Below are 25267 nucleotides of genomic sequence, written 5' to 3'. Positions count from 1 at the left end.
TCCGGCCATTGAGACCGGGCGCCTCCGTTCACGTTAGCCCATGTACCATTCGGCCGTATGCACGAAATTGGTCATGTTCGTCGGGTTCGGCACGAAGTTCTTGAGCGCCGCGGTCTTGGCAATCAAGGCGACGTTGGTGGTCAAGGGGATCGAAGGCAGGTCCTCGGCCAGAATTTTCTGGAATTCCGCCGCAGCCTGCTTGCGGGCGGCGGGGTCCAGCGTCGTTTCGAATTTCGACAGGGCCGCATCGAGAGCGGGGTTGGAATAGGACTGGCCGTTGTTGGCACCGCCGGTGCCCCAGAACACCGAGTAGACCGGATCGGCAGAGGTGATCCAGCGACCGTAGATCAGGTCGTAGCCACCTTTGTAGCGCGCTTCGCGATAGGCGACGCCGGTCTGGTTGTTGGCAACGGCTTCAATGCCAATCGCCTTGAGCTGGGCGATGATCACCTGTTGGGCCAGCTCGTCGTCCGCCCGGCCCGCCTGGACCATGAAGGCATAGGACAATCGCTCGCCGTTCTTTTCGCGCACGCCGTCGGAGCCCGGAGCATAGCCCGCCTCATCGAGGATCTTGTTGGCGGCTGCGACATTGTAGGCAATTTCCGGCGTGTTCGGATCATAGAATTCGAACACCGGCACCACCGGCGATTTGATCGGTTCCGGGAAGCCGCCCTGCGCCTTGCTTAGCACGGTGCGGTCGATAGCAGCCGCGATGGCCTTGCGAACATTGATGTCGGCCAGCGACGGGCGCTTGAAATTGAAATCGAGATGCTGCCAGGACAAGAGCGGCCCCTTGACCATTTCGATGCCGGAAATGCCCTCGACCTGCTTGGCCTGGCTGTAGGGTGTCGATACGACCAGGTTGACTTCGCCGGATTTCAGCTGGGTAATCAGCGTGTTGGTGTCCGGGATCATCTTGAAAATGATCTTGTCGAGATAAGGCAGCGCATCACCCTTCTCGCTCTTTGCCCAATAGTCATCGAAACGCTCGGTCACCACGTACTGGCCGCGCACGAACTCCGTCACCTTGAACGGGCCGGTGCCCACAGGAGTTTCGTTGTAGGAGGACGTGTTGAGATCGGTGCCTTCCAGCAGGTGCTTGGGGAAGATGCCGAAGGTGAAGAGAGTGGAGGCAAAGGTCGGCAGTATGGAGTTGTAGTGAACCACGACGGTCAGGTCGTCCGGGGTTTCGATGCTGGCCACCTCGGCGGAACCGTCCTTGGATTCAGCTTTGAACGCCGGGTCCTTGACCGCTTCCCAGGTGTATTTCACGTCGGCTGACGTAAAGGGTTTGCCGTCGTGCCACTTCACACCGGGACGGAGCTTGTAGGTCACCGTCATCGTCTTGCCGTCGGCCGCCACGACAATGCCGCCATTCTCGATGGTCGGCACTTCGGTTGCGAGCACCGGCACATATTTCGCATGCTGATCCGGCGCGAGAAGTCCCTCGACGACGGCCGCCTGTGCATCCCCCAGAAAGCCGGTCGAGTACACGTTCATCGTGTCGATCTCGTAGGTCAGGCCCACCGTCAACGTACCGCCCTTCTGCTGCGCGAAGGCCGGAAACGCATGCATCGTGGCAAGGGTCGCAGTACCAGCAAGTATCGCCTGAAGTGCTGCGCGTCGGGTCAGTTCAAATGTCATGGCATCGTCCTCTCTTTTGCCCTTGCGGGCGTTCCCTATTCGCCGGCCGTGTTAGATCGGCCGGTCGTTAAGTTTTCAGTAGCCCAGCGTGCGATCGACAATGTGTGGCAATTTTTCACCGCGTTCGAAGCGTCGGATGTTTTCGGCCATCTCCTTCACGGCAGCATCTGCATGCGTGGGAGCGGCGACGTGCGGCGAGAGCAGGACTTTCGGATGCCGCCACAGCGTGTCTTCAGCTGGCAGCGGCTCGATGCGGAAAACATCGAGAGCCGCGCCGCTGATATGTCCCCCGTCAAGGGCTCCGATCAGGTCCGCATCCACGACGTGGCCACCACGGGCACCGTTGATGAAGAACGCGCCCTTGGCCAACGCCGCCAGCACCTTTGCATCCACAACATCGGCGGTTTCAGCGGTCATCGGCAGGAGATTGACGAGAATATCGGCGCCGCTGACCGCATCCATGAGTTTTTCGCGGCCGGCGAAGCTCTGCGCTCCCTCGATCGCCCGGCCGGACCGGCTCCAGCTACGGGTCTTGAAGCCGAAACGAACGAAATGCCGGGCAACCTCGGAACCAAGTGCGCCCGCGCCCAGGATCGTCACCGTGCGCTCGCGGGCCAGTTTCTCCGCGCAGGGTGCCCATTCGCCCTTTGCCTGAAGATCCTTGTAGACCAACAAATTGCGATGCCATGCCAGCGCCTGCGCCAAAACCCATTCGCACATGCCCTCGGCAAGGCCATCATCGACCAGGCGAACGATTGGCAGATGCCCGGGCACTTCGCCGCTGGCCAGCAGGTGTTCGATCCCGGCATTGAGGCTTAACACCAGCTCAAGCCCCGGCACCGCAGCAATGACGCCCGGCAGGGGTCGTCCGACGACGATATAGGGCACGGGACCGTCGTCCGTCTTGGGTTGTTCGGTCGTGACGACGTGGCTCGGAAGCTCTTTCCGAAACAGGGTTGCCATGTGCTCAGGGTTGCCGCGAGAGGCGATAAATATCCGTTTCATGGGCCACAGCATGGTGCGTCATGAAGGCATCGTGCAATGCCCGAAAAAATCCACTTTGACCGCATTTTAACTCATGCATGAATTTGGGCGACAATGGGCAAAAAAATACCCCGAATTGCCAATTTCCTGAGCAATTACGGGGTAGGCTGGCTAAAAATAGCCGGAGGATCGGCGCGAAAAATAAGGCTGATCTATTCTCTCAAGTTAAGTTCGTCCGCTCGAAGGCAGGCCACCGAGTGGCGATCACCGCGCGCCTCCAGAGCCGGCACGGCCCCAGCGCATTTTTCGATGGCGAAAGGACATCGGGTGCGAAACACGCAGCCGGAGGGTGGGTTGATCGGACTGGGCAAGTCACCTTTCAGCGTGATGCGGCTTCGGCGCACGCGCGGGTCCGGCACCGGCGCCGCATCCAGCAACGCACGCGTATAGGGGTGGAGGGGTTTAGCATAGAGATCTGCGGCCGTCGCAGTTTCCATGATCTTGCCGAGGTACATGACGATGACGCGATCGCAGAGAAACTCGATGACGGACAGATCGTGGCCGATAAACAGGATCGACAGCCCAAGCTCTTGCCTCAGATCCTGCAGCAGGTTGATGATCTGCGCCTGGATCGAAACGTCAAGCGCGGAAACCGGTTCATCGGCGACGATGAATTGCGGATTGACGGCAAGCGCGCGCGCAATGCCGATACGCTGACGTTGCCCTCCGGAAAACTCATGCGGAAACCGTGCTGCCGCCGAACGAGGCAAGCCGACTTTTTCCAGCAGGTCGCCGACCCGGTCCGGACGCTCCTTCCGGGTGCCGATGTTGTGGAGCAGAAGCGCCTCGCCAATGATCTGGCCCACGCTCATGCGCGGATTGAGACTGGCATAGGGGTCCTGGAAAATGATCTGCATCTGACTGCGCAGCGCTTTGAGCTGTGCGGGCGCAAGACCCGTCACGTTGCCACCATCGAAGCTGACAGAACCGCCGGTCGGCTCGACCAGTCGCAGGATCGAACGGCCGAGCGTTGACTTTCCGGAGCCAGACTCTCCGACCAGCCCGACAACCTCTCCTTTGGCGACCTCGAAGCTGACGCCATCGACGGCGCGGATGACGACGCCCGGTTTGAACATCGACTTGCCGATCTCGAAATGCACTTTCAGATCGGAAACCTGGAGCAGGGCTTCAGCCATTCATTTCGCTCCATCTCAGACAGCGCGCGCCGTGATCCGGGCTCACCATGAAAACCGGAGGGACCGCGGCTCGGCACGCATCGAGCGCCCAGTGACAGCGCGGATTGAAATCGCAGCCGGTTGGTGGATTGCGCGGGTCGACGACACTGCCGGGAATGGCTTTCAAGCGGGCAACCTGCCCTGCCGCGCGTGCCGCGTGATCGACCTGCGGCATGCTGGCCAGCAGGCCTTTGGTGTAAGGGTGGCTCGGCCGGTCGAACAATTCGTTGACGTCGGCGCTTTCGACAATGCGTCCGCCATACATGACAGCGACGCGATCGGCGATTTCGGCGACGACGCCCAGATTGTGGGTGATGAACAGGATACCCATGCCAATCTCTCGCTGCAGGCGGCGCATCAGCTCCAGAATCTGCAGTTGAACGGTGACATCCAGCGCCGTGGTGGGCTCGTCCGCAATCAGCAGCGCCGGATTGCAAGCTAGCGCCATCGCGATCATCACACGCTGGCGCATGCCACCGGACATCTGGTGCGGATAGATGTCGGCCCGTCGCGCCGGTTCGGGAATTTCCACCAGCATCAGCATCTCTATCGCCAGCTTCCATGCCTGCGAACGGGTCAGTCCTTGATGCAGTAGCGCCGCCTCAGCGACCTGCGTTCCGACTTTTTGGGTCGGGTTGAGGCTGGTCATCGGCTCCTGAAAGATCATCGAAATTTCGTTGCCGCGAACGCCGCGCATGTTTTTTTCCGGCAGTTGGGCCAGATCGCGCACCACGCCGTCGCGCCCGCGGAACAGGATTTCGCCAGACGCGATGCCGCCGATCGCAGGCGGGATCAGCCGCATGACAGAGAGGCTGGTCACGGATTTTCCCGACCCGCTTTCGCCCACGACGGCAACGGTCTGCCCCTGCTCAATCTTCAGGTCGACGCCCTTGACCGCCTGCACGATGCCGCTCTCCGTGCGAAATTCGGTAACGAGGTTGCGTATCTCCAGCAGGGGTTCAGCCATCAGTTCAATTGCCCCGCGCGTTGCATCTCTTCAGCGATCCACGCAAGCGGCACATGGCCGTAGCTCAGCAGCGCATCATGAAAGCCAATCGTATCCCCTTTCCATCGGCCGCGCAGCGTTTTGATGCCTTCGACGCCGATCCAGTACATCAGCCGCGAGCCAGGCAGCATGGAATTACGAACCACCTCGCCCTCGACACGAGCCGGTGCGAAGCCCGCCTTGTCGCGGTAGAAGGCCATGGCCTCCGCCATGCTCCAGTCCCCGAGATGCAATTTGACATCGACAAGGACGCTCGCCGCGTTTCTGCGCTCGTACTGCTTGAGGAGCAAGATTTCGGCCGGTTCATAAAAGTCCGGCGCTTCCATCAAAAGGTCTTCAACGTAGCATGCCCATCCTTCAATCAGCGTACCGGAACCGAGAAACGCAAGCCCCAGAGCGCAATCGGTACCGGCAATGCGTGCGAGGTGCGACTGGGCGGAGCGGGCGCGGGTGTTCTGCGTGTGGTGGCCGACGCTGCCATGATGCACGGAGTGGATCGTCTTGACCATGGCCGTGTTGCTTCCGCGCAGAAAGGTGTCGACATCGTCACCTGGAGGCGTCACCCAATAGACGCTGCCCTGACCGGGGTTGAGGCCGGGCGGAGATCTGTAGAATAGGAAATAGAGGGACTGATTGATCTTGCGGAAGCACGGCGCCATCCAACGGTACTCGAGCCCATACTCCTGGGCCGGCGTCACCAGCGCTGCGCCATCTTTTCGCGCGGCGGCGTCGTGGTGCCGATAGCTTTCGATTACGGCTTCAGCGTCGGCTGGATGATCGTCGGACAGGCCGGCAATCAATTCCTGCCAGCTTTTTTCCGGATCGATGGACTTTGCCATTTCAACCAGTTCGTCGCCGATCCGATCGAAGGCCTCTTCGGCCCTTTTCACCGCTTCGCGCGGACCGAAATCGAGGCCATGGACCGTATTCATCAAAAGCGACAGATAGTCTCCGCCGCAAGCCGGATCGTCATCGACAATATCCGTGAGGCCAGATGCGAAGGTGTCGAACGCGGCTGCTGCGGTATCAGCGGGCGCGGCCCATTGTGCGGAAAATTCGTCGTGCAGTCGAATCTCAATACGCAGGAATTCCGCCATCGCGTGCGCCTCGCGCCGCGCGCGCGCCGTCCACCCAAATGGAGCAGTTTTTCCCTTCAGCCGTTCCAGGGCTGACGTCAGGAATGCCGGCAGAGAATTGAGGCGGGCAATCAGTCCATCCTGCCGGACCGGCGCCGACTGGGGAAGTAGCAGGGAAACAATCGCGAAAGCTGCCTCGCCGGAAAACCACGCCGGATTGGAAAAACGTGGACGAGATGTCGCGGCTGCCTTCTGCAAGGCGAGCTCCGCCAGGATCATTTTGCGGTCCAGACGATCGCCCAAGGCCTCAGGTTCGGCCGTGTCGGCAAGCCGGCGCTCAAGAGCGGCGATACCCGCCAATTCCTCAGTCAGCGTTTCCGGCCCACAGGGCGGCATACGGTCGTCATGGTCCCTATTGCCCATGAACGTCGCATCCACAGGGTGATAGGTCCAGTGGTGCCTAAGGAAGGCGTCGACCACCGACGGATCGTAACGACACTGCGTCATGCGCCGTTGCCCGGCAGATCAACCCAGCGGCGTTCAAAATGGGCCTGAATGATCGCGTCCACGATTTCCTGGCTCTTGGCGCCATCATAGAATGTGCATTCCTGAGGCCGATCTTCGAGGATTTCATCGACGAAGAAACGCACGAGGTTGCGATAGTAAAGCTCGGGCCACGGCGTACTGAGCGTGGTGCCGGGCGGTAGGGCCGAGGCGCCGACATCGTAGGGAATGAACTCGACGGCTTCTGCCTTAGCCAACTTCAGTGTCTCCGCCGTGCCGAACTCGGAGATCAACCGGGCGACGGCCGCCCCTTTCGAACCATAGACGCGCAGTTCCACGCCGGGATAATTGCCGACCGCGACATAGCTCGTCTGCAACAGACCCTGCGCACCGCTCGCATATTCGACAAGTGCGACAGCACCGTCTTCAACCTTGATCTTCTGCAGCCCCTCTTCTCCCCGTACGATACGTTCGGGAATGAAATTCTTCATGGTGGAGGCCACTGAGGCGAACTCGCCTCCCAACCAACGCATCAGATCGATAAGATGGGAACCGTATCCGACGATAGAGGCCGGAATGAGCGAGTTGCGATCGATACCCGGCGTGATCTGACGCAGTGGCTCGTGGGGATCCAGCCATTGGCTGTTCTGCTCGAAACCGTGGATATGAAAAATCTCGCCCAGCGTGCCGTCGTCGATCCATGCCTTGATCTGGCGAATCGCCGGCGAATAGCGGAAGGTAAAGCCGAGCTTGGTGCGCACACCAGCCGCATCGGCCTTGGCAGCAGCCTCGAACGCTGGAGCAGCAAGCGTATGGAGCGGCTTTTCCGAGAGCACATGCTTGCCGCCTGCGATGGCAGCGAGGCTCAGCGGCAGATGCGTATGCGTCGGTGTGCAGACGTCCACCATCTGCACGTCCGGATCGGCGATGAGCTTTTCAGGGTCGGTATAGATTTTCCGCGCCCCGTATTTTTCGGCCATCGCCTTGGCGCGGTCGCCATCCATGTCGCACACCGCGATCAGGTCGACGCGCTCATGCGCATTGTAACCGGGGAGATGGGCCTTGTCGGCCCAGGTATGTGCGCCGATCAGTCCGACGCCGAGCTTGGTGGTCATGGGAGGGTCTTTCCGATTGAGGCAATATAAGCTTCGAGTTCATCGAAATTGTGGAAACCAAGGTCTCGCTTGCCGTCCTCGATCTCGTAGATCATCGAAAACAGTTTCTCATTCAGCCTTGTGTCGGCGCCCGTCTTCTTGCCGAAGTCGATGAGCTTGCCGCTGGACGAGCGGGTTTCCGAAGGGCGTTTGCGATAGACAATGTCCCACCAGATGCCCGAACCCTTCTTCTTGAAGTTGTGTGCGGGCTTGGTGTCCTGATCCTTCTTCAACAGCCAGATGGCATGATTGATGTTGGCCAGAAGCCTCTGGGTATCCGCGGCCGTCTTCACCCGATAGTTTGACGGATCGAAGAAATCGAAGGCCTGTACATCGATGCCGTTGGCATCGGCAATCTCCAGCGCTTCCTTGACGACTGCGCCGGCAATGCGCGCATAGCGCTCGACGCCGAGTGTGTCCCGGATTTTCGCGTCAGCAAGGGCGGAGAACACCACCTGCGAGGCATAGACTTCCTTGGCCCAGATCTGACCCCAGATGCGGGTTGAATATTGCACCTCGGTCAAAGCACTCAACGCTTTGCCAAGAGCCTTGAGGCGCGGTGTCATCTCGCCATTCAGCTCACCGAGCTGGATAGGGCCCTCATGCACGAATTCCACATAACCGGGATCGACCAGCGCGCCGCCATAGTTCGGGATCGATCCCATGACGATCCTCTCCCCGGGCAATCCCGCCTCGTTGAGCGCGGCGATCATGTCCGGCTCGTTGAAGCCGTTCTGGAAGGAGACAACGCAGCTGTCGGCGTTGAGTAGAGGAATGATCTGCTTCAGCGCCTCAACAGCGTGCTGCGACTTGGTCGCAATCAACACTGTTCCGAGTTCGCCCGTCAGTTGGTCCGGCGTCGCAGCCTTGACGGGAACGGTCATCTCGCCGCGTACGCCGTCGATGAACAGGCCCTTCTCATCGAGTGCAGCAACATGTTCGACCCAACGATCGACCAGAAGCACCTCGTGCCCGGCCTTTGTCATATACGCTCCGGCAAGACCGCCGATGGCGCCGGATCCGAGAATGGTGATCTTCATGGATCAACCCTTTTCAATTACGGTTTGCGGAAACATTTCGAGGCTCTGTGGGCTGTTGGCATGGCTATAAAGCGCCTCCAGGAACAACGGCCACTGGTCCTTGCTGACCCGTTCGCGCACGCGGCGAACACTTTCGTTGCCGGCCCAATAGGATGCGATGAACGGTCCACGGAACGGGTGGGCCGCCATGCGCAGCCTTCCTTGAACCCAGGCTTCCTGCCCCATGGCGGTACTACGCAGATAACCCGCCACGTACTCACGCGGCAGCCCCTCGACCATCAGCATCCAGGCTGCATTCGTCTGGGCGGCGGAGCGGACGCGACGAAGCTCCATATGAATTTCGTCATCCTCGTCCTCGATGAAATCGATGAGGTGGATACCCTGATCGCCGATGCCTTCCTGCACGCAGCCGGTGATCGCATCGGTTGTGATCAGCAGCGCATCGGCCGGCGCTTTGCCGGCATCGAACGCTGCCTTGGTGGACAGCAATTGGGTCGAATGGCCCGGATAGACCTCATGGCAGACAAGATGCTTGAGGGCGGCCCGCGTGAAGCTCAAATCGAAATTGAGATCCATCTTCCCTTCGTTGAAAGAACAACGCGCCGTGTAGAACATGCCGCGCACGGGATTGAGCACCATGTCGTAGTCCCCAGTGTCGAAGACCAGGCTATCGGTTCGCGCTTTCGCTTCGGCCATCAGATCCCGAAACACCGTTTCGATCTGATCTGTCGGTACGGCGCGCGCCTCCTCCCAACTCTGGACCCGCGCAGCCAGCGAACCCCGGACGAATCCCGCCTTGCGCAGCAGCGCATCGGCCCTGGCACGGGCATCCTCGATCAACGCCGCGTCCTCGCGTCCGGCGGGCGCGCCGACCAGATCGGTAACCTTTTCCTCGAAGGATGGGCTCGCGCCTGACAGCATCTTTACGGCAACCCGCACCGACTTGAGCATGCCCTGCAGAAAGACCCTGCGTGGTCCAGCGGGCAAGGCGGCGACCTCCGGGTCGAGCCGGGCGAGGTCGGCGCGAATGGCTTCGCGGTCATCGTAGTGTCGGGCGTCAACTAGGCCATCGCCCAGATAGATAGGAACAAGGCCGTCGCCGCCGAGCAGGCTGCCCTGAGCGGGCATGCTACGTTCAAGCGCATCGATACCCATCGTGATCGCGGTCAGCTCTCTGCCGATTTCAAAAGAATTCATTTGTATCTCAATCTCAGTCACAGCCGCCGCGGCCGGGAATATCAGTGTTCAAAGATGGCGTCGGGGTTCTTGAAGGACTTGAACTCCAGGGCGTTGCCAGCCGGGTCCTTCAGAAAGAATGTTCCCTGCTCGCCCGGTTCGTCCTGGAAGCGCACTTTAGGCTCCATGACAAAGGGGTAGCCGTCCGTGCGTAAACGCGCGATCAGACCATTCCAGGTGTTCCAGGGAAGCACCGCGCCAAAATGATGCAACGGCACCATGTCATTGCCGACCTTGGACGTTGCCGTCGACTTGGGATCTCTGTTGAGATGCGCTGAAATCTGGTGCCCGAAAAAATCGAAATCGATCCAGTTTTCAGCTTCGCGGCCGACCTTGCAGCCAATGATTTCGCCGTAAAAGCGACGGGCGGCTTCCTTGTCGTCGATGGCGAATGCCATATGGAAAGGGATCATGCTGAACACCTTTTCGGTGATTGGCCTATGGGGTAGCCGATGCTCTTGCGGGCGGCTCTGGCAGAAAAGCTATCTTCTTGACCGGAGTCCGCAAGGCGCATAAAGATCGCAATTCCATGACTTGAAGGAATGTAAAATCGTGCGTGGCCGCCTTTTGCCTTCACTCAACGCTATAAGAACGTTTGAAGCCGTCGCCCGACACAATAGCTTCACCCGCGCCGCGGAGGAGTTGAACGTCACCCAGAGCGCCGCCAGCCGGCTCGTTCGCAGTCTTGAAGAATATCTGCAGGTGGCGCTGTTCACGCGCCAAAGCCGCCGGATCGAACTGACTGATCAGGGGCGCTTCTACAATACACTGCTGCGCGACGCGCTCGATCTGATCGAGGCGGGCACTGTCGAGCTGATCTCGTCGAAGGAGGGCAAGGGGACCCTGTCGATCGGCATGTTGCCGACCTTCGGCACCCGTTGGCTGTTGCCACGCCTACCTACCTTCCAGGAACAGCATCCAGAGATAGACCTGAACATCGTCTCCAGTGATGGCGAACTGGATTTCACAAAGGAGCGGATCGATGTCGCTATCCGCTTCGGCCACGGCAATTGGACGGACGCAATTATCGATCCTTTGATGAGCGAGGAGATACAGGTCGTCTGCAGTCCCAAGCTCATGGCCGGCAAACATCCTATCACCAGCTATGAGGCACTGCGCTTTCATCGCCTGATCCGTCACTCGACGCGACCCAACAGCTGGGAGCACTGGTTTCGCTCGGTCGGCGCACATCGCGAGGACCTGCAGTGGGGGCCAAGCATCGAGCATTTCTTCATGATCATTCAGGCAGCTATCGCGGGTCTCGGCGTCGCTCTCTTGCCAACCTTTTTGATTGAAGAGGATATTCGCACCGGCAACCTGATTGCGCCATTCAGTGACCGAATTTCTGGACCAGGAGCCTACTATCTCGTCACGTCCGCAGCCAAGAGCGAACTCCCGCGCGTTAAAACGTTCCGAAGCTGGTTGCTGAGCCAACTGGCATAGATTCCGCTGCCAGCCTGACATTCTCGTGCGAAATAGACGACTTAGGAGATCAGACGGCAACGGTTTAGGCACGCTAGGATTTGGCTTCTGATCGCCTTGACAGCTTGGCTTATCGCCCTGGCGTTAACGCCATAGGCTGGAGAACCAATGTTCCGAAAGCCCCCAATGGCGTTATACCTTTTCACTGAAAGGGTATAACCATGAAAACCATTGACCTGATGGGCAGAACACGAGTGAATTTTACGGTGGAGGCGCGTCGCGTTCATCTGTCCGCGAATATGCTCGTGACGCCGATCATGTCAATTCGGTCGAAGGTTTCAATGCCCGCGTCCGCCGCACCATTGCCGGTGTCTTTCATCATATCAGCCCGCAGCACGCCGACCTGTATTTCCACGACATCGGTTTCCGCTGGTCACAGCGCATTGTGACGGGCCAGGCTGTTCGGAAAACCCGAAATGGCAGGGTACGGATGAAAACCATGTGGTCGCGAGTGCCGCCGGCGCCGCAATTGCTGCAAATCTTTCGCGTCGCCACCGGCCGTCAGCTGCGCAGAAGTCTGGATGGTGGGATCATCGTCAAATCAGCCGTTGCTGTCTTTGGTTGATAAGGGCCCGATACATTATGCGATCCTACGAGCCCAGAAGGTACATTCTAATTTGAAATGCAACATGCCAATGGTTTCAATGGTTTCCCCTTGGAGGTTTTGGCATGTACCGACCCTATTCAATCCGGCCGATCGACCCCGCTTCTTCCACTTCGTCGAACGAAAACTGCCGATCAAAGAAATGGCGCGCGAACTTGGTCGTGATCGATCGACGATTTACCGTTTGATGACAGTACAATTTTGGACCGGAATATGTCGCCTTGATGGGCGAACCCGCGGCCCTTGCAGTTTTGGGGGCTAGGGTGCGCAATCGCTATACGCACGATGGCACTCACTCATCACGCGACAAACATGTCCCACGTTGCCGGCTTTGCACGTCCTACGCGGTATCAGAGTGGGGGCTGGGCGTAGATTTCATCACCAATTGGTGCTATTTGTAAGTACCAGAATCAGAAAACCAGACGATGCGATCGACTATCAACCTAGACGACACGCTCATGGAAAGGGCTAGATCCCTAACCGGCACGAAAGAAACCGCCGCTCTGGTCCGCCAAGCGTTGGAGACGCTTGTTCGTGTTGAGTCGGGAAAACGCCTCATCGCGCTCGGAGGAACTATGCCGGATGCGGAGGCAGCCCCTCGCCGCCGGAGAGCAGCGGCCAAGTGATACTTGCTGACACCTCCATCTGGATTGATCATTTTCGACATGGCGATGCGGAGTTGCGTGGGATTATTGAGGACGATCGTCTCCTCTGCCATCCGGCCGTGATTGGTGAATTGGCACTGGGTAGCCTTCGCGACCGGGGTGGCGTGATAGCTTTCCTGGCGGCTCAACGCGAAGCGCTCGTCGCAACGCACGACGAAGTCATGACGATGATTGGTCGCCACGCCATTTTCAGTATGAGCATTGGCTACACGGATGCCCACTTGTTGGCCTCAATTCTCCTTGATCCGCGAGCGGCCTTGTGGACCAGAGACAAGCGTCTGAGGGCAGCGGCAGAAAAGGCGGGGGCTTTACTGCATACCCCTGCCGATGCGCGGAACTAAATGCTGAGAGTTCCGCTCGATACGTTATGCGGTCTTGGCAGCCCAGAACGTGAACAAAACAGGGAGCGAGCTCGTTGATCACTGTTCTGTCAGCCCAAAAGTGACGTCGACGCTTAGCGCTGTTAACGGCAACATCGCGTCTCATCAGACCCGTCACACCTACACTGCTTGTTCTTGATAACCGCCGTTCGTTCAGGTGGCGTTCGCGAAGGAACCGAATTTCGGCCTAGGATTGAAATTCCCCGCTTCAACTGATTTGAAGTCGTGGTAACATCGCGCTGCTCCTACGAGCAACAGGCAAACCAATCAGATGAAGCTGCAGAGCACCGGAGAGATCGTGCCTGAACCGCGCCGGGTTTGTCGGAGGCTCCAACTTCTGAGAAAGTGGAGCCGATATGAGCAAGACAACCAACAAATTTTCACCGGAAGTCCGCGCCCGAGCAGTGCGGATGGTTTTGGATCACCAAGGCGAATATTCCTCGCGATGGGCAGCGGTTTCCTCGATCGCCGCCAAGATCGGCTGCACGGCGCAGACGCTCAATGAATGGGTGAAGAAGGCGGAAGTGGACGATGGTTCCCGGCCCGGACTCCCCAGCGAAGTGGCCGAGAAGATGAAGGCTCTGGAGCGGGAGAACCGCGAGCTTCGGCAGGCCAATGAGATACTGCGCAAAGCGTCCGCTTATTTCGCGATGGCGGAGCTCGACCGCCCATTGAAGCGATGATCTCCTTCATCGACGAACACCGGTCGGTATTCGGGGTCGAGCCGATCTGCAGACTGCTGCCGATTGCCCCATCAACCTACTACGAGAACGTTGCCAAACGCCTGGACGTGGACCGGTTGTCGGTCCGCGCCCGCAGCGACATTGCATTGAAGATCGAGATACGCCGTGTGTTCGAGGCGAACTTCCGCGTCTACGGCGTGCGCAAGGTCTGGCGGCAATTGAAGCGGGAAGGCTTCGATATAGCCCGCTGCACCGTCGCCCGGCTCATGCGATCGATGGGACTTCAGGGTATCATCCGGGGCAAGCCGATCCGCACGACGATCCCGGACAAGACGGCTCCCAGCCCGCTTGATCGGGTGAACCGCCAGTTCAAGGCTCCTGCGCCGAACAGGCTCTGGGTGTCGGATTTCACCTATGTCGCCACCTGGCAGGGTTTCGTCTACGTGGCGTTCGTCATCGACGCCTTCGCCCGCCGCATTGTCGGCTGGCGGGTGAGCCGGACGGCGCATGCCAGGTTTGTCCTCGATGCCCTGGAGCAGGCGCTTCATGAGCGGCGTCCCGTTCATGGCGGCGGCCTCGTCCATCACAGCGATCGCGGTGTCCAATACGTGTCGATCAAGTATTCGGAGCGACTGGCCGAGGCGGGAATCGAGCCTTCCGTCGGAAGCGTCGGCGACAGCTACGACAATGCGCTCGCCGAAACGATCAACGGTCTCTACAAGGCCGAGGTCATTCATCGGCGCGGACCATGGCGCACCTTCGAAGCGGTTGAATTCGCCACCCTAGAATGGGTCGACTGGTTCAACCATCGACGGCTTCTGGAGCCCATCGGCAACATTCCGCCAGCCGAAGCCGAGGAGCAGTATTACGCCATGCTGGACGAACCAGCCATGGCTGCATAACTTAAACCAAACGGCCTCCGGCAAACCCGGCGCGGTTCATGCCCTTCATCGATCGTTTCGATCCCGATGACAAATGGGACGTTGTCGCGGACTGAAGATTTGACGTCAGTACTTCGAAACGTCACCACCGCAATCCGCCCTCGGCTACGACGGCATGCCCTACGCCATCGGAAACACGCTGCTGACCATCTTCGGCCTCGTCATCGTCATCATGCTCGCCTGAGGCGAACGGGCGAAGCCGACCATCGTTCAAAATGCATAGATCACAGGGAGTGTGGACCATGTTGGACAGAAATTTCTACGACAGCCTATCCGATCTCAGCCCGTTCGAAATCAAGGACGAACTGATCAAGCTCGCCAAGTCGAGCTCACAGAAATCCGCCAAGGCTTTCCTCAATGCCGGCCGCGGCAACCCGAACTGGACGGCGACACGCGCTCGCGAGGCCTTCTTCCTGCTCGGCCAGTTTGCGCTGACGGAAGCCAAGCGCGCCTATTACGACCCGAAGGCCGGTGTGGCCGGCATGCCGCCGAAGGACGGCGCCCACGCGCGGTTCGAAAAGTGGACGAAGAAGCTGCTGCAAAACACGGCCGACTGGGACGAAGAGGATGAAGGCATCCCGCCGGCAAAGACGCTTTCCGACGCCGTCAACTACGCCATCACCACCTTCCGCTTCGATGCGGACGCCTTCGTGCACGAGCTCACGGACTCGATCATCGGCGACAACTATCCGGTTCCCGATCGGGCGCTGCACCACAACGAGATCATCACCCACGAATACCTGATGTGGGCGATGTGCGCCGGCCACCGACCGAAGGCAAAGTTCGACCTTTACCCGGTCGAAGGCGGCACCGCCGCCATGTGCTACATCTTCAAGGCACTGAAGAACGCCCGCCTACTTAACGCCGGCGACACGATCGCGCTCGGAACGCCGATCTTCACGCCCTATCTCGAAATGCCGGAGCTGGAGGACTACGATCTCAAGACCATCAACGTCAGCGCCGAGCAGGAGGACCGGTTCCAGTTCACCGACGAAGACATCAAGGCGCTGGAGAACCCCAAGGTGAAGGCGTTGTTCCTGGTCAACCCCGGCAACCCGTCCGCCGTGGCGATGGATCCGGATTCGATCAAGCGCCTTGTCGATCTCGTCAACAAGAAGCGCCCCGACCTGATCGTGCTGACGGACGACGTCTACGGCACCTTCGTTCCGGGCTTCCAGTCGCTGCTTGGGCATCTGCCGCGCAACACGATCGGCGTCTACTCCTATTCGAAGTACTTCGGCTGCACCGGCTGGCGCCTCGGCGTCATTGCCGTCGCCGAGGACAACATCTTCGACGAGAAGATCAAGGCCCATAGCGAACCGATCCAGAAGCTCCTCGAAAAACGCTACAAGGCGATGACGCCGAAGCCGCGCGAGGTGAAGTTCATCGACCGCATCGTCGCCGACAGCCGCGACGTGGCGCTGAACCACACCGCCGGCCTGTCGCTGCCCCAGCAGGTGATGATGACGCTCTTCGGCCTGGTCGAGCTGATGGACGTCGAGAAGGCTTACCAGAAGGCCTGCATCGCCATCTGCACCAAGCGCTTCTGGAACCTGATCGAGGGCATGGGGGTCGAGTCCAATCCGGGCATCTATTTCGACCACTATTACGGCATCATCGACTTCGAGTTCTGGCTGCGCAAATATGTCGGCGAGGATGTCGTCACCTGGGTGAAGGACAACATCCACCCGCTCGACATTCCCTTCCGGCTTGCCGAGGACCACGGCATCGTGCTGCTCAACGGCTCGGGTTTCGATGCGCCGAGCTGGTCGGCACGCGTCTCCTTCGCCAACCTCAATGACGAAGCCTATTCGCAGATCGGCCGCGCCGTGCGCTCGGTGGCGCGCGGTTACGTCCAGACCTACCAGGCCGCCAAAGGCCTGAAGATCAGCTAGCCGATCGGGCGGCCGGCAGCCATGCCGGCCGCTCGCTTACAGCCCGGAGCGGAACGTATGAAAGCCGTGGCGGAAGGCTTCTCGCGTCGATCTTGCAGGCTTCATAGCATGCGTTGTTGGCAAGGATTTACTTTGGCCAGTTGCCCTCAGCTTAAGGCAGTGGGCTAGTCACTGGCAGTCGTCAGCACTGCGTTGCGCGACCATTTCGCCTTTGCGGAGCCTCAAACAATCGATGGTAACGTCCGCGTTGAGAATGCGGATCCGATATGGATCGGACGCAATGCTGACTGTCGTCCCGCCGCTCGGCCGCTTGCATAGCTGCGCAGAACCTGTCCAGCCGCATTTCATCTCTTCGGCGCTCTCGAAGATATTGTAGCCATTTGCTCGAAGCGCACGCTGCACGTTTTCCCGCACGTTCAGTGTAACGGAGTTCTCATTGCCGTTGGTCGGCCCATTGTTTTCGTTTGAAGACGACTTCGCTTCTGCCCCTCTGCGGCGCTCCTCGTTGAGCATGGCTATCTCGGCCTTTGCTCGTTCTGCCGCCGCTTCTGCTGCGATTGCCCGTCGCTCCGCCAGGTCCGCCCGTTCGGAATCGCTTTCGGCACGGGCAACCGGGTCACGCTGTGCGCTCGCCGCAGCATCAAGCTCGTTGGCGCGACTTGCCTCCGCGCCATTGTGATGGCTTCAGTCGCCTCCGCGTGCACCAAGCACTCCTCTACAAGCGCCTGGACCCGCGACCGAGCCTCCATTGGGTTGTCTGAGATCTGCAGCGAACTCCTGCTTCGCAACCTGGGCGCTTTCGGCATTTGCGTTGGGACCAACTCGGCCGCGCATGAACTCGAGCGCGCGCCTCACAACTGAGCATCGTTACACCCTTCGACATAGCTTCCGTAGTCACTGCCTGCTTCCAATCGGGAAGCGCAAGATCGAAGCCTGGCGACCAGTTCCGCTTCTGAGGTGGAGGCCACGACGATTGTTGGAGCGAGTGCGGTCGCTAGGCGCATAGCGAAAGCGCGAGTGGACATGCACGTAGATTTCAAGTCGCTCACTTTCGATCTTCGCAGTTGCCTTGCCGGGCTTCGCGCCCGTTCGCGCCACGACGGCGGGAAGCGGTCCCCCGCTTCTTCGGTTACGTCTCATCCTTTTTTTTGGTGAGCATCGTTAGCACTTCCGCCTGCAAATCCAGGCAGATTTGATGATACTCATGTATCAAATCCTCACGCCTCGACATCTCTCGCTCGAGATTGTCGAGTGTCGTCGACGCCAAGGCGTAGGCCTCGAAAAGTTCACGGCTGTAATCATCCATAGCATTCCGCAATTGCTCGCGATGATGTGGCAACACCATAGCCAGCCGAGCCCGCCCCAATTCCAACAAGCTCATGCGCCCTCCAATGGCCACGCGGCCCCACGCAGGATTACTCATTGCGTTGCTAACGACGGAAGTCCTCGCCCCGCATGAGGCAGATGGCGCCAAACACACCGCCTCGAACCCGAAATCTTCTGCGACGTCGGCAAACATCATTGCTCGTCACGAGAAAAGGGGAAGTACGTAACAGTTAAATCTGGACTCGGGCGCTATTGCTTCCATTGTATGCGAGATCTTTCCTGACCTCAGAGGTATAAGGCCGACGGTGCTAAGCCGAGCCCACTTTTTCAAGAGCAATCTTCGAAACACGACATCGCATTGCTTGCATGGTTGGGCAAACGACCCCGCTCAACGGTTCGTACTCCACATATATCGGCCAACGCGCCGTCGGCGGTAATAACGTCACCTTCATTCTGACGCCCTTCGACCTAAGCTCGTCATCAAGGCCGGCCTGATAATAAACCTGATGTCGATGAGATGAGGTTGGCGAAGATCCGAATAACCGCTTACTTGGCGCGACTTCCCTTTAGCTGGGTGATTGGGGACATCCAGTTTTCCACTCCAGACGATCGGCGGCTGCACAAGGGACATGGTGGCAGGCCGACCGCGATTCCCTCGCCTTGATGAGTAGCGACGGCGCACGACCACATAATCCTCGGAGCCCGAACCAGTGAATTCGCCGTTTCCGTTTTCATTGATGGCGCTCGCAGTTCCCCGATGTCAGAGCCCGCGTTTCGAGATCGCGATAGGACGCGTTGTGTTTCACAGGGTCGGCCACAAGTACCGCCCCCAAATCTGCCCCGGTGTGGGTTTTGCTTTAACGCTTCAAACCGAAGATTGTCTTATCGCCGTTGGGTTTAAACGATAAACGCCGTACGATTTTCTGCTAACGATTTCAGTGAGCCACTTTTTGCCAGGCCATTGCAAGATCGAACATCAACGGACAGCTCCAGCAGTTCGCGACCACCGGTAGTCGACGGGTGTTCGTGCAAAAACCCGGGCGTGCCGGCGCCGCACAAATCACGGCGTCGGCCGCCGCTTCCGGCGCAATCTTCCCAGGCCACCCGGGCTTTGAAAGATCCTTCCCCCTGCTTGACGTGAAGTCGTTAGATCACGGTTCGGCGTCGGAATTACCGATTAGCGCCTCAATTGAAATCGAGAAGCGAAAGCCACGGTGTTTTCAGGTACGCGGTTCATTCACCATCTGAATACGTTTTAAACTTCTTCATCAGAAGCGAACTGGCTACCTGCTTCCGTCTTCAGGATGCTGATTTTTGCACTACATCGCTATCGAGAGGTTTCAGGTATCGATAGCGATGGATTTGATGGCGCAAATCACTAAATTCTGTATCCACAGCCACCTTGAGGGCCGTCGGAAAAGAACATTTTCGCCGACGTCCGTTAAAGCCCAACCCCTCGCATTGCCCGTGCAGAGCGGACTGTGCTATAGGTAGAATATAGAAATTTAGGAACCCTGGTCGAAAAAATGGCGCTGAGCATCAAAGACCACGACACTGAACAGCTGGCCCGCACCCTTTCCGAACGGACCGGCGAAAGCATAACACTGGCAACCAAGCGCGCGCTCGAAGAGCGCCTGCGACGGCTTGGCTCTGACTTGCGCAAAGCCGCTCTCCTCGAGGACCTCGAAGCGATCCAGCGACGCTGGAACGCTCGGCCCGTTCTCGACGGCCGCACTGCCGACGAAATTCTCGGTTACGACGACAACGGACTTCCATCCTGATGGTCATCGATACCTCCGTCCTCGCTGCCATCGCCTTCAATGAGCCGGAAGCGGCGGCTTTCCGCGAGCGCATTGCAGATGACCCCGTCAGGCTCATCTCCGCCGCGACCGTCCTAGAGACTGCTATGGTGATCGAAACTCGACTTGGGGAGGCCGCAGGCGCCGATCTCGACCTCTGGCTCTACAAGGCAGAAGTCGAAATCGTCCCAGTTACAGCCGAACATGCCGATCGTGCGCGGCGCGCCTGGCGGCGCTATGGCAAGGGACGTCATCCGGCCAGCCTCAACTACGGCGACTGCTTTTCCTATGCTCTTGCGGCGCTTTCGGGAGAACCGCTCCTCTACAAGGGCAACGATTTTTCGCAAACCGACATCGAGGCGGCGTGAGGACGAAGTCATGGCGGCTCGAAGCAGCCCAGCAAAAGCGCCCGCAGACGTGTCGGCGACCACACAGAGCGGCAAGCGGAGCCAGAGCGGAAAATCCTGCTTGATCGACGAGGTATGGCTGTGCGCCGTAGAAGGCATACCGGGTTCGGGGCGCCGCGTGATGTCGGCACACAGCGATCTCTATATCAACGGCCTGCCGAAATGAGCGAAGCCTCCTTAAAATCCGCCCCCAAACGCGCTGAAGAACTCGACGCGCTCGACGCCATCCTGCCCTTCGATCGTTGCGGCCAGCTTGCGACCCTCCTAAACAACGACGATGTCGCCACGCTCAAGCATCTGGCCAGCGAGGGCGAAGTCATTTCGTTTCGAGCCCTGCTTCTTGCACTTTTGGAGAGCGGGAACGGCTCGGCCTCCCACCGAGCGCCGGAGATTTGCGAAGCGCTTCGTCGCCCCTCAAGCTTGATTAATTCGTCCGCCGCCCTTGGAAGTAATCTGGCGGGACCTGTAGCTCGATGGTTAGAGCCCGCTCAATGGGTCGCAAGTTAGAGTCCTGCCGGGCTCACCATGCCCTTAGGAGCGAAGTCCGCCGTCCATGCTAGTTTGGGTCTCGCCCGATTGATCTCTCTTGGGCGTCAATCCGAAGTGCTGCAGAGTAGCCGCTTTCGGCCGAAAGAAGCCATCGCCGCGCTATTGGCCGCTGATTTCAACCAGTCTCGGGTGCTGATAAATAGTAGGACGGCCAGCGTGATCTCGCGGCAGCAACGTGACGTCAATCGGTCGCCCGACCCCGTTCTAAAAATAACGGCGATCGCGTCCTCGAGGACTTTTGACAGGCCGGGGACATTTAGTCCACCCAGACTCTGCCCGACTAGCACGACTCTTTTGTTCGCCGGGTTTTGAGCTCGGGACCTTGTCGCCAAACCACTTATTCAGGATGACGTGCACTGCGACTGACGCGCTGAGGCGCCAGTCGTAGAGGAATTGCAGGACCGAACTTAAATATGGGATGGCCTACCCAACGGTCGGAGCCCCACCGCGATGAATGATCAAGTCCGTCGGCCTGATTGCACTGAAACCGCCTGATCCGTTGCCGCTGGTCATCAGGTCGAGCGGCCATCGAAATCAGTAAGCCGGTTCGGCAATGCCGGGTCCAGACAAGTTGGGGACATTTGAACGTCCGCTATTCGCGGAGTATTCGAGCGACGCTGCGAACGGACGCGTGGCAGGTGTTCACTTCCAACGCTTATGACGCTCAGACAAATGTAGGTAAATTCTAATTTAAAGTGCGACATGCCAATGATTTCAATGGTTTCCCCTTGGATATTTTGGCATGTCTCGACGCTATTCACAGCTGAATCTGTTCCAGTGCCTGCAAGTTTAACGCGCTCGACTGTCAACGTGGATTTCACCTTGACAACCGCGCCATGAGACATCACTCTCGCAACTAAGATATCAGTTTGCGGAATGATATGTCTCAAATTGTCGAAATTCCTGCCTTACCCCTTGAAGAATTGCTTCGCTCCTTTCCGAAGGAGGGACCGGGCAACACCACGGCCAAGGTCTATCGGCTGCTTCGACAATTGATCGTCGAAGTCAGGCTTCTGCCCGGACGGGCGTTGCCGGAAAAGGAAGTGGCCGCGATCCTCAACGTCTCCAAGACCCCGGTTCGCGAGGCGATTATCCGGCTATCCGAGGAGGGCCTGGTCAAGGTCGTGCCACAGGGCGGCACCTTTGTCGCGACGATCGAGGTGCAGCGCTACATCGAGGCCTGCTTCATTCGTTTTCGCCTCGAGTCGGGCGCAGCGGCAGAGGCCGCCAAGCGGCATACGCTGGAAGATCTTGGCCGATTGGAGCTCTCTCTCAACCAGCAGATCGAGGCTGTCGCAAACGAGGACTACACGCGCTTCTTCGAGCTGGACGAGGACTTTCACCGGGTGATCTTTTCGACGGCGCGGCTGAGCGGCGTCTGGGCCTTTGTCAATCAGGCCAAAGGCGAGATTGACCGGATGCGCCATCTGAAGATGGTGTTCGGCGTGCGCAGGACCGGCGAGGTCATCCACGAACACCGCGACATCATCGATGCGATAAGGGCCGCATCTCCGGATGAAGCGGTGGCCGCTATGACCCGGCATCTTGGCTCTCTCGAAGCCAAGATCACAGAGCTTTCACGCGATCCGAAACTGTGGAGCTACATCGAATCGATCAATGCAACCACAACAGAAAAACGGAAACCACGGCGCAGCCTGACCTGAGGTAGGCGCCGTCGGGAGGAAAACTGAAATGTCTGCAGTGGAATTGAACGACGTAGTGAAACGCTACGGCGCACTCGAAGTCGTGCACTCTGTAAACCTGAATGTCGAACGCGGGGAGTTCGTCGTTCTCGTCGGGCCGTCGGGATGCGGCAAGTCAACGACCTTGCGGATGGTGGCGGGCCTGGAGGAGATTTCCGGCGGAACGGTCTCGATCGGCGGGCGGCTCGTCAATCGGGTCGCGCCAAAGGACCGCGACGTAGCGATGGTGTTCCAGAACTACGCGCTTTATCCCCACCTCAATGTCGCTGAAAACATCGCCTTCGGCCTGCGCGTAAGGCGTGAAAAGAAGGACGCAATCGAAGCGGCCGTCAAGGAAGCGGCGGCTATCCTCGACCTCACGCCCTACCTTGCACGCAAGCCCGCGGACCTGTCGGGTGGCCAGCGGCAGCGCGTTGCCATGGGGCGGGCGATCGTCCGCAAGCCGCAAGTCTTCCTGTTCGACGAACCTTTGTCGAACCTCGATGCCAAGCTTCGCACCCAGATGCGCGCGGAGATCAAGCGGCTTCACAAACGCATGGGCGTCACCAGCATCTACGTCACCCACGACCAGATCGAGGCGATGACGTTGGCAGACCGCATCGTCGTCATGAACGGCGGCCGCGTCGAACAGGTCGGCACACCGATGGAGCTTTTCCTCAAGCCGGCCAATGCCTTCGTTGCAAGCTTTCTCGGTTCACCACCCATGAACCTCCTGCGCGCAACAGTCGTCTCCGTGGACGGTGAACTGCAGGCGCGCATAGACGCTGCCGACGCGGAAGCCGCCCTCCTCAGATTACCGATGGCAATGGTTACATCCCTGCGCGCCGATCAACGTATCCTCGTCGGCCTCCGGCCCGAGCACGTCGCGGTCGGCAAGCAAGCGAGCGGGGACGTCCAGGAAATCGCCGCGACAGTCGAACTCGTGGAGCCGCTTGGGTCCGAGGCTCTTCTGCACACCAGGATTTCCGGCCAGCCGATCGTCGCCAAGATCGAAACGCCCGCCGATGTCGAGGCACTCTCGCATATCGGCAAGCTGCAGATACCGGTGAGCCGTCTCCATGTCTTCGACGCCGAGAGCGGCAAAGCCGTCAACGGTCATGCGTGAGGCGAGGATGACATCGATGATCGCCGGATATTTCAAGCGCCTTGGCGAGGACCTCCGGAAAGACTGGCAGCTTTACCTGCTTATCCTTCCGATGCTCCTTTGGTTTTTGCTCTTCCTCTACAAGCCCATGGAAGGACTGCAGATTGCGTTCAAGGATTTCAGCCCGTTCCGCGGTATCGCCGGAAGTCCCTGGGTGGGTCTTGAGAACTTTCGCACCCTTCTTGGCGACCAGATCTTCATCCGCGCATTCGTCAATACGATCACCATCAGCGGCCTCGGGCTGATTTTCGCCTTCCCCGTACCGATCGTGCTCGCCATCATGTTCAACGAGCTTCAGAGCGAGTTGGGCCGCAGGTTTTCCCAGACCATCGTCTATCTGCCCCACTTCATCTCGGTGGTGATCGTCGCGGGCATTGTGATCAACCTGCTGTCTCCCACGACAGGCGTGGTCAACCTCATCCTGTCGAGCCTCGGCCTTGACCGGGTCTACTTCCTCACCCAGCCGGAATGGTTCCGTACCGTTTTCATCGGATCGAACATCTGGAAGGAAGCAGGCTTCGAATCGATCGTCTATCTCGCGGCGATCGCCGGCATCAGCCCGACGCTCTATGAATCGGCCCGGGTCGATGGCGCATCGCGCTGGCAGATGATGTGGCGCATCACGCTTCCGTGCATCCTTCCGACGATCATCATCATGCTGATCATCCGCATCGGCAACCTCGTCGAGGTCGGGTTCGAATACATCATCCTGCTCTACCAGCCGGCAACCTACCGCACCGCCGACGTCGTCTCGACCTACGTCTACCGGACGGGTCTGCAGGGTACGCAGTACGACCTTGCCACCGCCGCCGGCCTCTTCAATGCGGTCATCGCCTTCGCTCTCGTCTTCGCAGCCAACCGGATCAGCCGGAAGGTTTCGACAACCTCGCTCTGGTGATCGTCATGGCTAGCTTCAATCTCTATTCTCGCGGCGACCGGATCTTCGGATATGCGAACGCGACCCTGATCGGGCTCTTCGTCCTTTCCACGCTCTACCCGTTCGGCTACATCCTGTCGGTATCGATCTCGTCGGGTGCCGCAGTCACCTCGGGTCAGGTCGTGCTGTTGCCGAAGGACCTGACACTTGCGGCCTACGAATTCGTTCTTTCGGATCGGCTCTTCTGGATCGCCTACGGCAATACCTTCATCTACACCTTCGGCGGCACGGCGGTCAGCCTCGCGATCATGATCCCCGGCGCCTATGCGCTTTCGCGTGCCCGCCTAAGGGGGCGCAAGATCCTCAACATGATGGTCGCGTTCACCCTGTGGTTCAACGCCGGCATGATCCCATTCTTCCTCAACATGCGGGATCTCGGGCTGCTCGACTCGCGGTTGGGCATCATCATCGGTTTCGCCTGCAACGCCTTCAACGTCATCTTGCTGCGCAACTTCTTCGAGGCCGTGCCGAAATCCTTCGAGGAGGCCGCCAAGATGGATGGCGCCAGCGAGTTCCAGCTGCTTTGGAAGGTTTTCATCCCCTTGTCCAAACCGGCGATCATCACGGTCGCGCTGTTCTGCATCGTTTCCAGGTGGAACAGCTACTTCTGGGCCATGGTGCTGTTGCGCGGCGAGGAGAAGATCCCGCTTCAGCTCTACCTCAAGCGGATCATCGTCGATCTTACCGCCAACGACGAGTTCGCAAGCAGCCTTTTGACGTCTCGTTATTCGTTCGAGACCGTCACCGCGGCGATCATGATCGCTTCGATCATTCCAGTGCTGCTCATTTATCCAAGCATCCAGAAATACTTCAACAAGGGCATCACCCTTGGCGGCGTGAAGGAATAACGGCCGTCTCAGTCAGTTCTGTTTA

At 59.0% G+C, this 25267-nt stretch carries 22 protein-coding genes, 3 pseudogenes and 1 other annotated feature; of the genes and pseudogenes, 14 read left to right on the top strand and 11 right to left on the bottom strand.

Going from position 1 to position 25267, the window contains the following annotated elements; genetic code table 11:
• Nucleotides 1-33: 33 nt before the first annotated feature.
• From OVA00_RS34590 to OVA00_RS34550, 9 genes are all read right to left on the bottom strand, one after another.
• Nucleotides 34-1644 carry a peptide ABC transporter substrate-binding protein gene (locus OVA00_RS34590; protein ID WP_090297802.1) on the bottom strand — a complete coding sequence of 537 codons (1611 nt, stop codon included), beginning with the start codon at nucleotides 1642-1644 and terminating at the stop codon, nucleotides 34-36.
• A gap of 75 nt (nucleotides 1645-1719) precedes the next feature.
• Nucleotides 1720-2532 (bottom strand): 2-hydroxyacid dehydrogenase, encoded by an 813-nt coding sequence (locus OVA00_RS34585; RefSeq protein ID WP_268090657.1) that lies wholly within the window; start codon nucleotides 2530-2532, stop codon nucleotides 1720-1722.
• Between the two features lie 308 nt (nucleotides 2533-2840).
• Nucleotides 2841-3824 (bottom strand): ABC transporter ATP-binding protein, encoded by a 984-nt coding sequence (locus OVA00_RS34580; RefSeq protein WP_090297796.1) that lies wholly within the window; start codon nucleotides 3822-3824, stop codon nucleotides 2841-2843.
• Nucleotides 3817-4833 (bottom strand): ABC transporter ATP-binding protein, encoded by a 1017-nt coding sequence (locus OVA00_RS34575; protein ID WP_268091148.1) that lies wholly within the window; start codon nucleotides 4831-4833, stop codon nucleotides 3817-3819. The genes OVA00_RS34580 and OVA00_RS34575 overlap by 8 nt, the downstream gene beginning before the upstream one ends.
• Nucleotides 4830-6425 (bottom strand): DUF885 family protein, encoded by a 1596-nt coding sequence (locus OVA00_RS34570; protein WP_268090656.1) that lies wholly within the window; start codon nucleotides 6423-6425, stop codon nucleotides 4830-4832. The genes OVA00_RS34575 and OVA00_RS34570 overlap by 4 nt, the downstream gene beginning before the upstream one ends.
• A 23-nt stretch (nucleotides 6426-6448) precedes the next feature.
• Nucleotides 6449-7564, bottom strand: a complete 1116-nt coding sequence (locus OVA00_RS34565; protein ID WP_268090655.1) for a Gfo/Idh/MocA family protein — start codon at nucleotides 7562-7564, stop codon at nucleotides 6449-6451.
• Nucleotides 7561-8643, bottom strand: a complete 1083-nt coding sequence (locus OVA00_RS34560) for a ketopantoate reductase family protein (protein ID WP_268090654.1) — start codon at nucleotides 8641-8643, stop codon at nucleotides 7561-7563. Before OVA00_RS34560 ends, OVA00_RS34565 begins: the two co-directional genes overlap by 4 nt.
• Nucleotides 8644-8646: 3 nt before the next feature.
• Entirely contained in the window at nucleotides 8647-9798 is a 1152-nt protein-coding gene (locus OVA00_RS34555) for a hypothetical protein (protein WP_268090653.1), read from the bottom strand.
• A gap of 83 nt (nucleotides 9799-9881) precedes the next feature.
• Nucleotides 9882-10277: a VOC family protein gene (locus tag OVA00_RS34550; protein ID WP_244546793.1), complete on the bottom strand. Its 396-nt coding sequence runs from the start codon at nucleotides 10275-10277 to the stop codon at nucleotides 9882-9884.
• 136 nt (nucleotides 10278-10413) lie between these two features.
• Here OVA00_RS34550 and gcvA point away from each other — a divergent pair, with 136 nt between their 5' ends.
• From gcvA to OVA00_RS34520, 7 genes and pseudogenes are all read left to right on the top strand, one after another.
• A complete protein-coding gene (gene gcvA, locus OVA00_RS34545; RefSeq protein ID WP_268090652.1) occupies nucleotides 10414-11322 on the top strand; it encodes a transcriptional regulator GcvA in 909 nt (302 codons plus the stop codon).
• Between the two features lie 259 nt (nucleotides 11323-11581).
• Nucleotides 11582-11926 (top strand): annotated as a pseudogene (locus OVA00_RS34540) (transposase); the annotation flags it as partial.
• A 79-nt stretch (nucleotides 11927-12005) separates the two neighbouring features.
• A pseudogene (locus tag OVA00_RS40150) lies at nucleotides 12006-12149 on the top strand (helix-turn-helix domain-containing protein); the annotation flags it as partial.
• Nucleotides 12150-12390: 241 nt separating this feature from the next.
• On the top strand, nucleotides 12391-12591 hold the full coding sequence (locus tag OVA00_RS34535) for a type II toxin-antitoxin system VapB family antitoxin (RefSeq protein ID WP_112977447.1): 201 nt from the start codon (nucleotides 12391-12393) through the stop codon (nucleotides 12589-12591).
• On the top strand, nucleotides 12588-12971 hold the full coding sequence (locus tag OVA00_RS34530; RefSeq protein ID WP_268090651.1) for a type II toxin-antitoxin system VapC family toxin: 384 nt from the start codon (nucleotides 12588-12590) through the stop codon (nucleotides 12969-12971). Before OVA00_RS34535 ends, OVA00_RS34530 begins: the two co-directional genes overlap by 4 nt.
• A gap of 395 nt (nucleotides 12972-13366) precedes the next feature.
• Nucleotides 13367-14595, top strand: a protein-coding gene (locus OVA00_RS34525; protein WP_268088781.1) for an IS3 family transposase whose coding sequence is annotated in 2 segments (ribosomal slippage) — nucleotides 13367-13661 and nucleotides 13661-14595 — 1230 coding nt in all. Because the reading frame shifts where the segments join, the coding sequence is not laid out codon by codon here.
• Nucleotides 13648-13764 (top strand) — a sequence feature (AL1L pseudoknot). It overlaps the preceding gene by 117 nt.
• A gap of 281 nt (nucleotides 14596-14876) precedes the next feature.
• On the top strand, nucleotides 14877-16529 hold the full coding sequence (locus tag OVA00_RS34520) for a bifunctional aspartate transaminase/aspartate 4-decarboxylase (protein ID WP_268090650.1): 1653 nt from the start codon (nucleotides 14877-14879) through the stop codon (nucleotides 16527-16529).
• Between the two features lie 168 nt (nucleotides 16530-16697).
• Here the strand turns inward: OVA00_RS34520 and OVA00_RS34515 are convergent, their stop codons facing one another.
• Both OVA00_RS34515 and OVA00_RS34510 read right to left on the bottom strand, forming a co-directional pair.
• On the bottom strand, nucleotides 16698-17042 hold the full coding sequence (locus OVA00_RS34515; protein WP_113188079.1) for a hypothetical protein: 345 nt from the start codon (nucleotides 17040-17042) through the stop codon (nucleotides 16698-16700).
• A gap of 616 nt (nucleotides 17043-17658) precedes the next feature.
• Nucleotides 17659-17910, bottom strand: coding sequence for a hypothetical protein (locus OVA00_RS34510; RefSeq protein ID WP_113188198.1), 252 nt, complete (start codon nucleotides 17908-17910; stop codon nucleotides 17659-17661).
• A 1471-nt stretch (nucleotides 17911-19381) separates the two neighbouring features.
• Between OVA00_RS34510 and OVA00_RS34505 the strand changes: the two genes are divergently transcribed.
• The 7 genes and pseudogenes from OVA00_RS34505 to OVA00_RS34475 all read left to right on the top strand — a co-directional run bounded on the left by OVA00_RS34505 (nucleotide 19382) and on the right by OVA00_RS34475 (nucleotide 25242).
• On the top strand, nucleotides 19382-19636 hold the full coding sequence (locus OVA00_RS34505) for a type II toxin-antitoxin system VapB family antitoxin (RefSeq protein WP_113188083.1): 255 nt from the start codon (nucleotides 19382-19384) through the stop codon (nucleotides 19634-19636).
• Nucleotides 19636-20022, top strand: coding sequence for a type II toxin-antitoxin system VapC family toxin (locus OVA00_RS34500; RefSeq protein WP_268090649.1), 387 nt, complete (start codon nucleotides 19636-19638; stop codon nucleotides 20020-20022). Before OVA00_RS34505 ends, OVA00_RS34500 begins: the two co-directional genes overlap by 1 nt.
• A gap of 201 nt (nucleotides 20023-20223) precedes the next feature.
• A pseudogene (locus OVA00_RS34495) lies at nucleotides 20224-20373 on the top strand (integrase); the annotation flags it as partial.
• A gap of 1118 nt (nucleotides 20374-21491) precedes the next feature.
• Nucleotides 21492-22274, top strand: coding sequence for a GntR family transcriptional regulator (locus OVA00_RS34490; protein WP_060529962.1), 783 nt, complete (start codon nucleotides 21492-21494; stop codon nucleotides 22272-22274).
• A gap of 28 nt (nucleotides 22275-22302) precedes the next feature.
• Nucleotides 22303-23418 (top strand): ABC transporter ATP-binding protein, encoded by a 1116-nt coding sequence (locus OVA00_RS34485; protein ID WP_113188088.1) that lies wholly within the window; start codon nucleotides 22303-22305, stop codon nucleotides 23416-23418.
• A gap of 7 nt (nucleotides 23419-23425) precedes the next feature.
• Nucleotides 23426-24355: an ABC transporter permease gene (locus tag OVA00_RS34480; protein WP_440658306.1), complete on the top strand. Its 930-nt coding sequence runs from the start codon at nucleotides 23426-23428 to the stop codon at nucleotides 24353-24355.
• Nucleotides 24356-24360: 5 nt separating this feature from the next.
• On the top strand, nucleotides 24361-25242 hold the full coding sequence (locus tag OVA00_RS34475; RefSeq protein ID WP_268090648.1) for a carbohydrate ABC transporter permease: 882 nt from the start codon (nucleotides 24361-24363) through the stop codon (nucleotides 25240-25242).
• Nucleotides 25243-25267 lie beyond the last annotated feature (25 nt).

Source organism: Ensifer sp. SL37, assembly GCF_026672675.1.
GTDB classification, from domain to species: Bacteria; Pseudomonadota; Alphaproteobacteria; order Rhizobiales; family Rhizobiaceae; genus Ensifer; species Ensifer adhaerens.
This window is presented reverse-complemented; position numbering and strand designations above follow the sequence as displayed.

Excerpts from the sequence above, each read along its gene's own strand:
- OVA00_RS34565 (WP_268090655.1), bottom strand. The coding sequence starts at position 7,564 with ATGACCACCAAGCTCGGCGTCGGACTGATCGGCGCACATACCTGGGCC.
- OVA00_RS34560 (WP_268090654.1), bottom strand. The coding sequence starts at position 8,643 with ATGAAGATCACCATTCTCGGATCCGGCGCCATCGGCGGTCTTGCCGGA.
- OVA00_RS34510 (WP_113188198.1), bottom strand. The coding sequence starts at position 17,910 with ATGAGCTTGTTGGAATTGGGGCGGGCTCGGCTGGCTATGGTGTTGCCA.
- OVA00_RS34555 (WP_268090653.1), bottom strand. The coding sequence starts at position 9,798 with ATGGGTATCGATGCGCTTGAACGTAGCATGCCCGCTCAGGGCAGCCTG.
- OVA00_RS34550 (WP_244546793.1), bottom strand. The coding sequence starts at position 10,277 with ATGGCATTCGCCATCGACGACAAGGAAGCCGCCCGTCGCTTTTACGGC.
- OVA00_RS34500 (WP_268090649.1), top strand. The coding sequence starts at position 19,636 with ATGGTCATCGATACCTCCGTCCTCGCTGCCATCGCCTTCAATGAGCCG.
- OVA00_RS34590 (WP_090297802.1), bottom strand. The coding sequence starts at position 1,644 with ATGACATTTGAACTGACCCGACGCGCAGCACTTCAGGCGATACTTGCT.
- OVA00_RS34475 (WP_268090648.1), top strand. The coding sequence starts at position 24,361 with ATGGCTAGCTTCAATCTCTATTCTCGCGGCGACCGGATCTTCGGATAT.
- OVA00_RS34485 (WP_113188088.1), top strand. The coding sequence starts at position 22,303 with ATGTCTGCAGTGGAATTGAACGACGTAGTGAAACGCTACGGCGCACTC.
- OVA00_RS34515 (WP_113188079.1), bottom strand. The coding sequence starts at position 17,042 with ATGCTCAACGAGGAGCGCCGCAGAGGGGCAGAAGCGAAGTCGTCTTCA.
- OVA00_RS34505 (WP_113188083.1), top strand. The coding sequence starts at position 19,382 with ATGGCGCTGAGCATCAAAGACCACGACACTGAACAGCTGGCCCGCACC.
- OVA00_RS34580 (WP_090297796.1), bottom strand. The coding sequence starts at position 3,824 with ATGGCTGAAGCCCTGCTCCAGGTTTCCGATCTGAAAGTGCATTTCGAG.
- OVA00_RS34490 (WP_060529962.1), top strand. The coding sequence starts at position 21,492 with ATGTCTCAAATTGTCGAAATTCCTGCCTTACCCCTTGAAGAATTGCTT.
- OVA00_RS34520 (WP_268090650.1), top strand. The coding sequence starts at position 14,877 with ATGTTGGACAGAAATTTCTACGACAGCCTATCCGATCTCAGCCCGTTC.
- OVA00_RS34480 (WP_440658306.1), top strand. The coding sequence starts at position 23,426 with ATGACATCGATGATCGCCGGATATTTCAAGCGCCTTGGCGAGGACCTC.
- OVA00_RS34535 (WP_112977447.1), top strand. The coding sequence starts at position 12,391 with ATGCGATCGACTATCAACCTAGACGACACGCTCATGGAAAGGGCTAGA.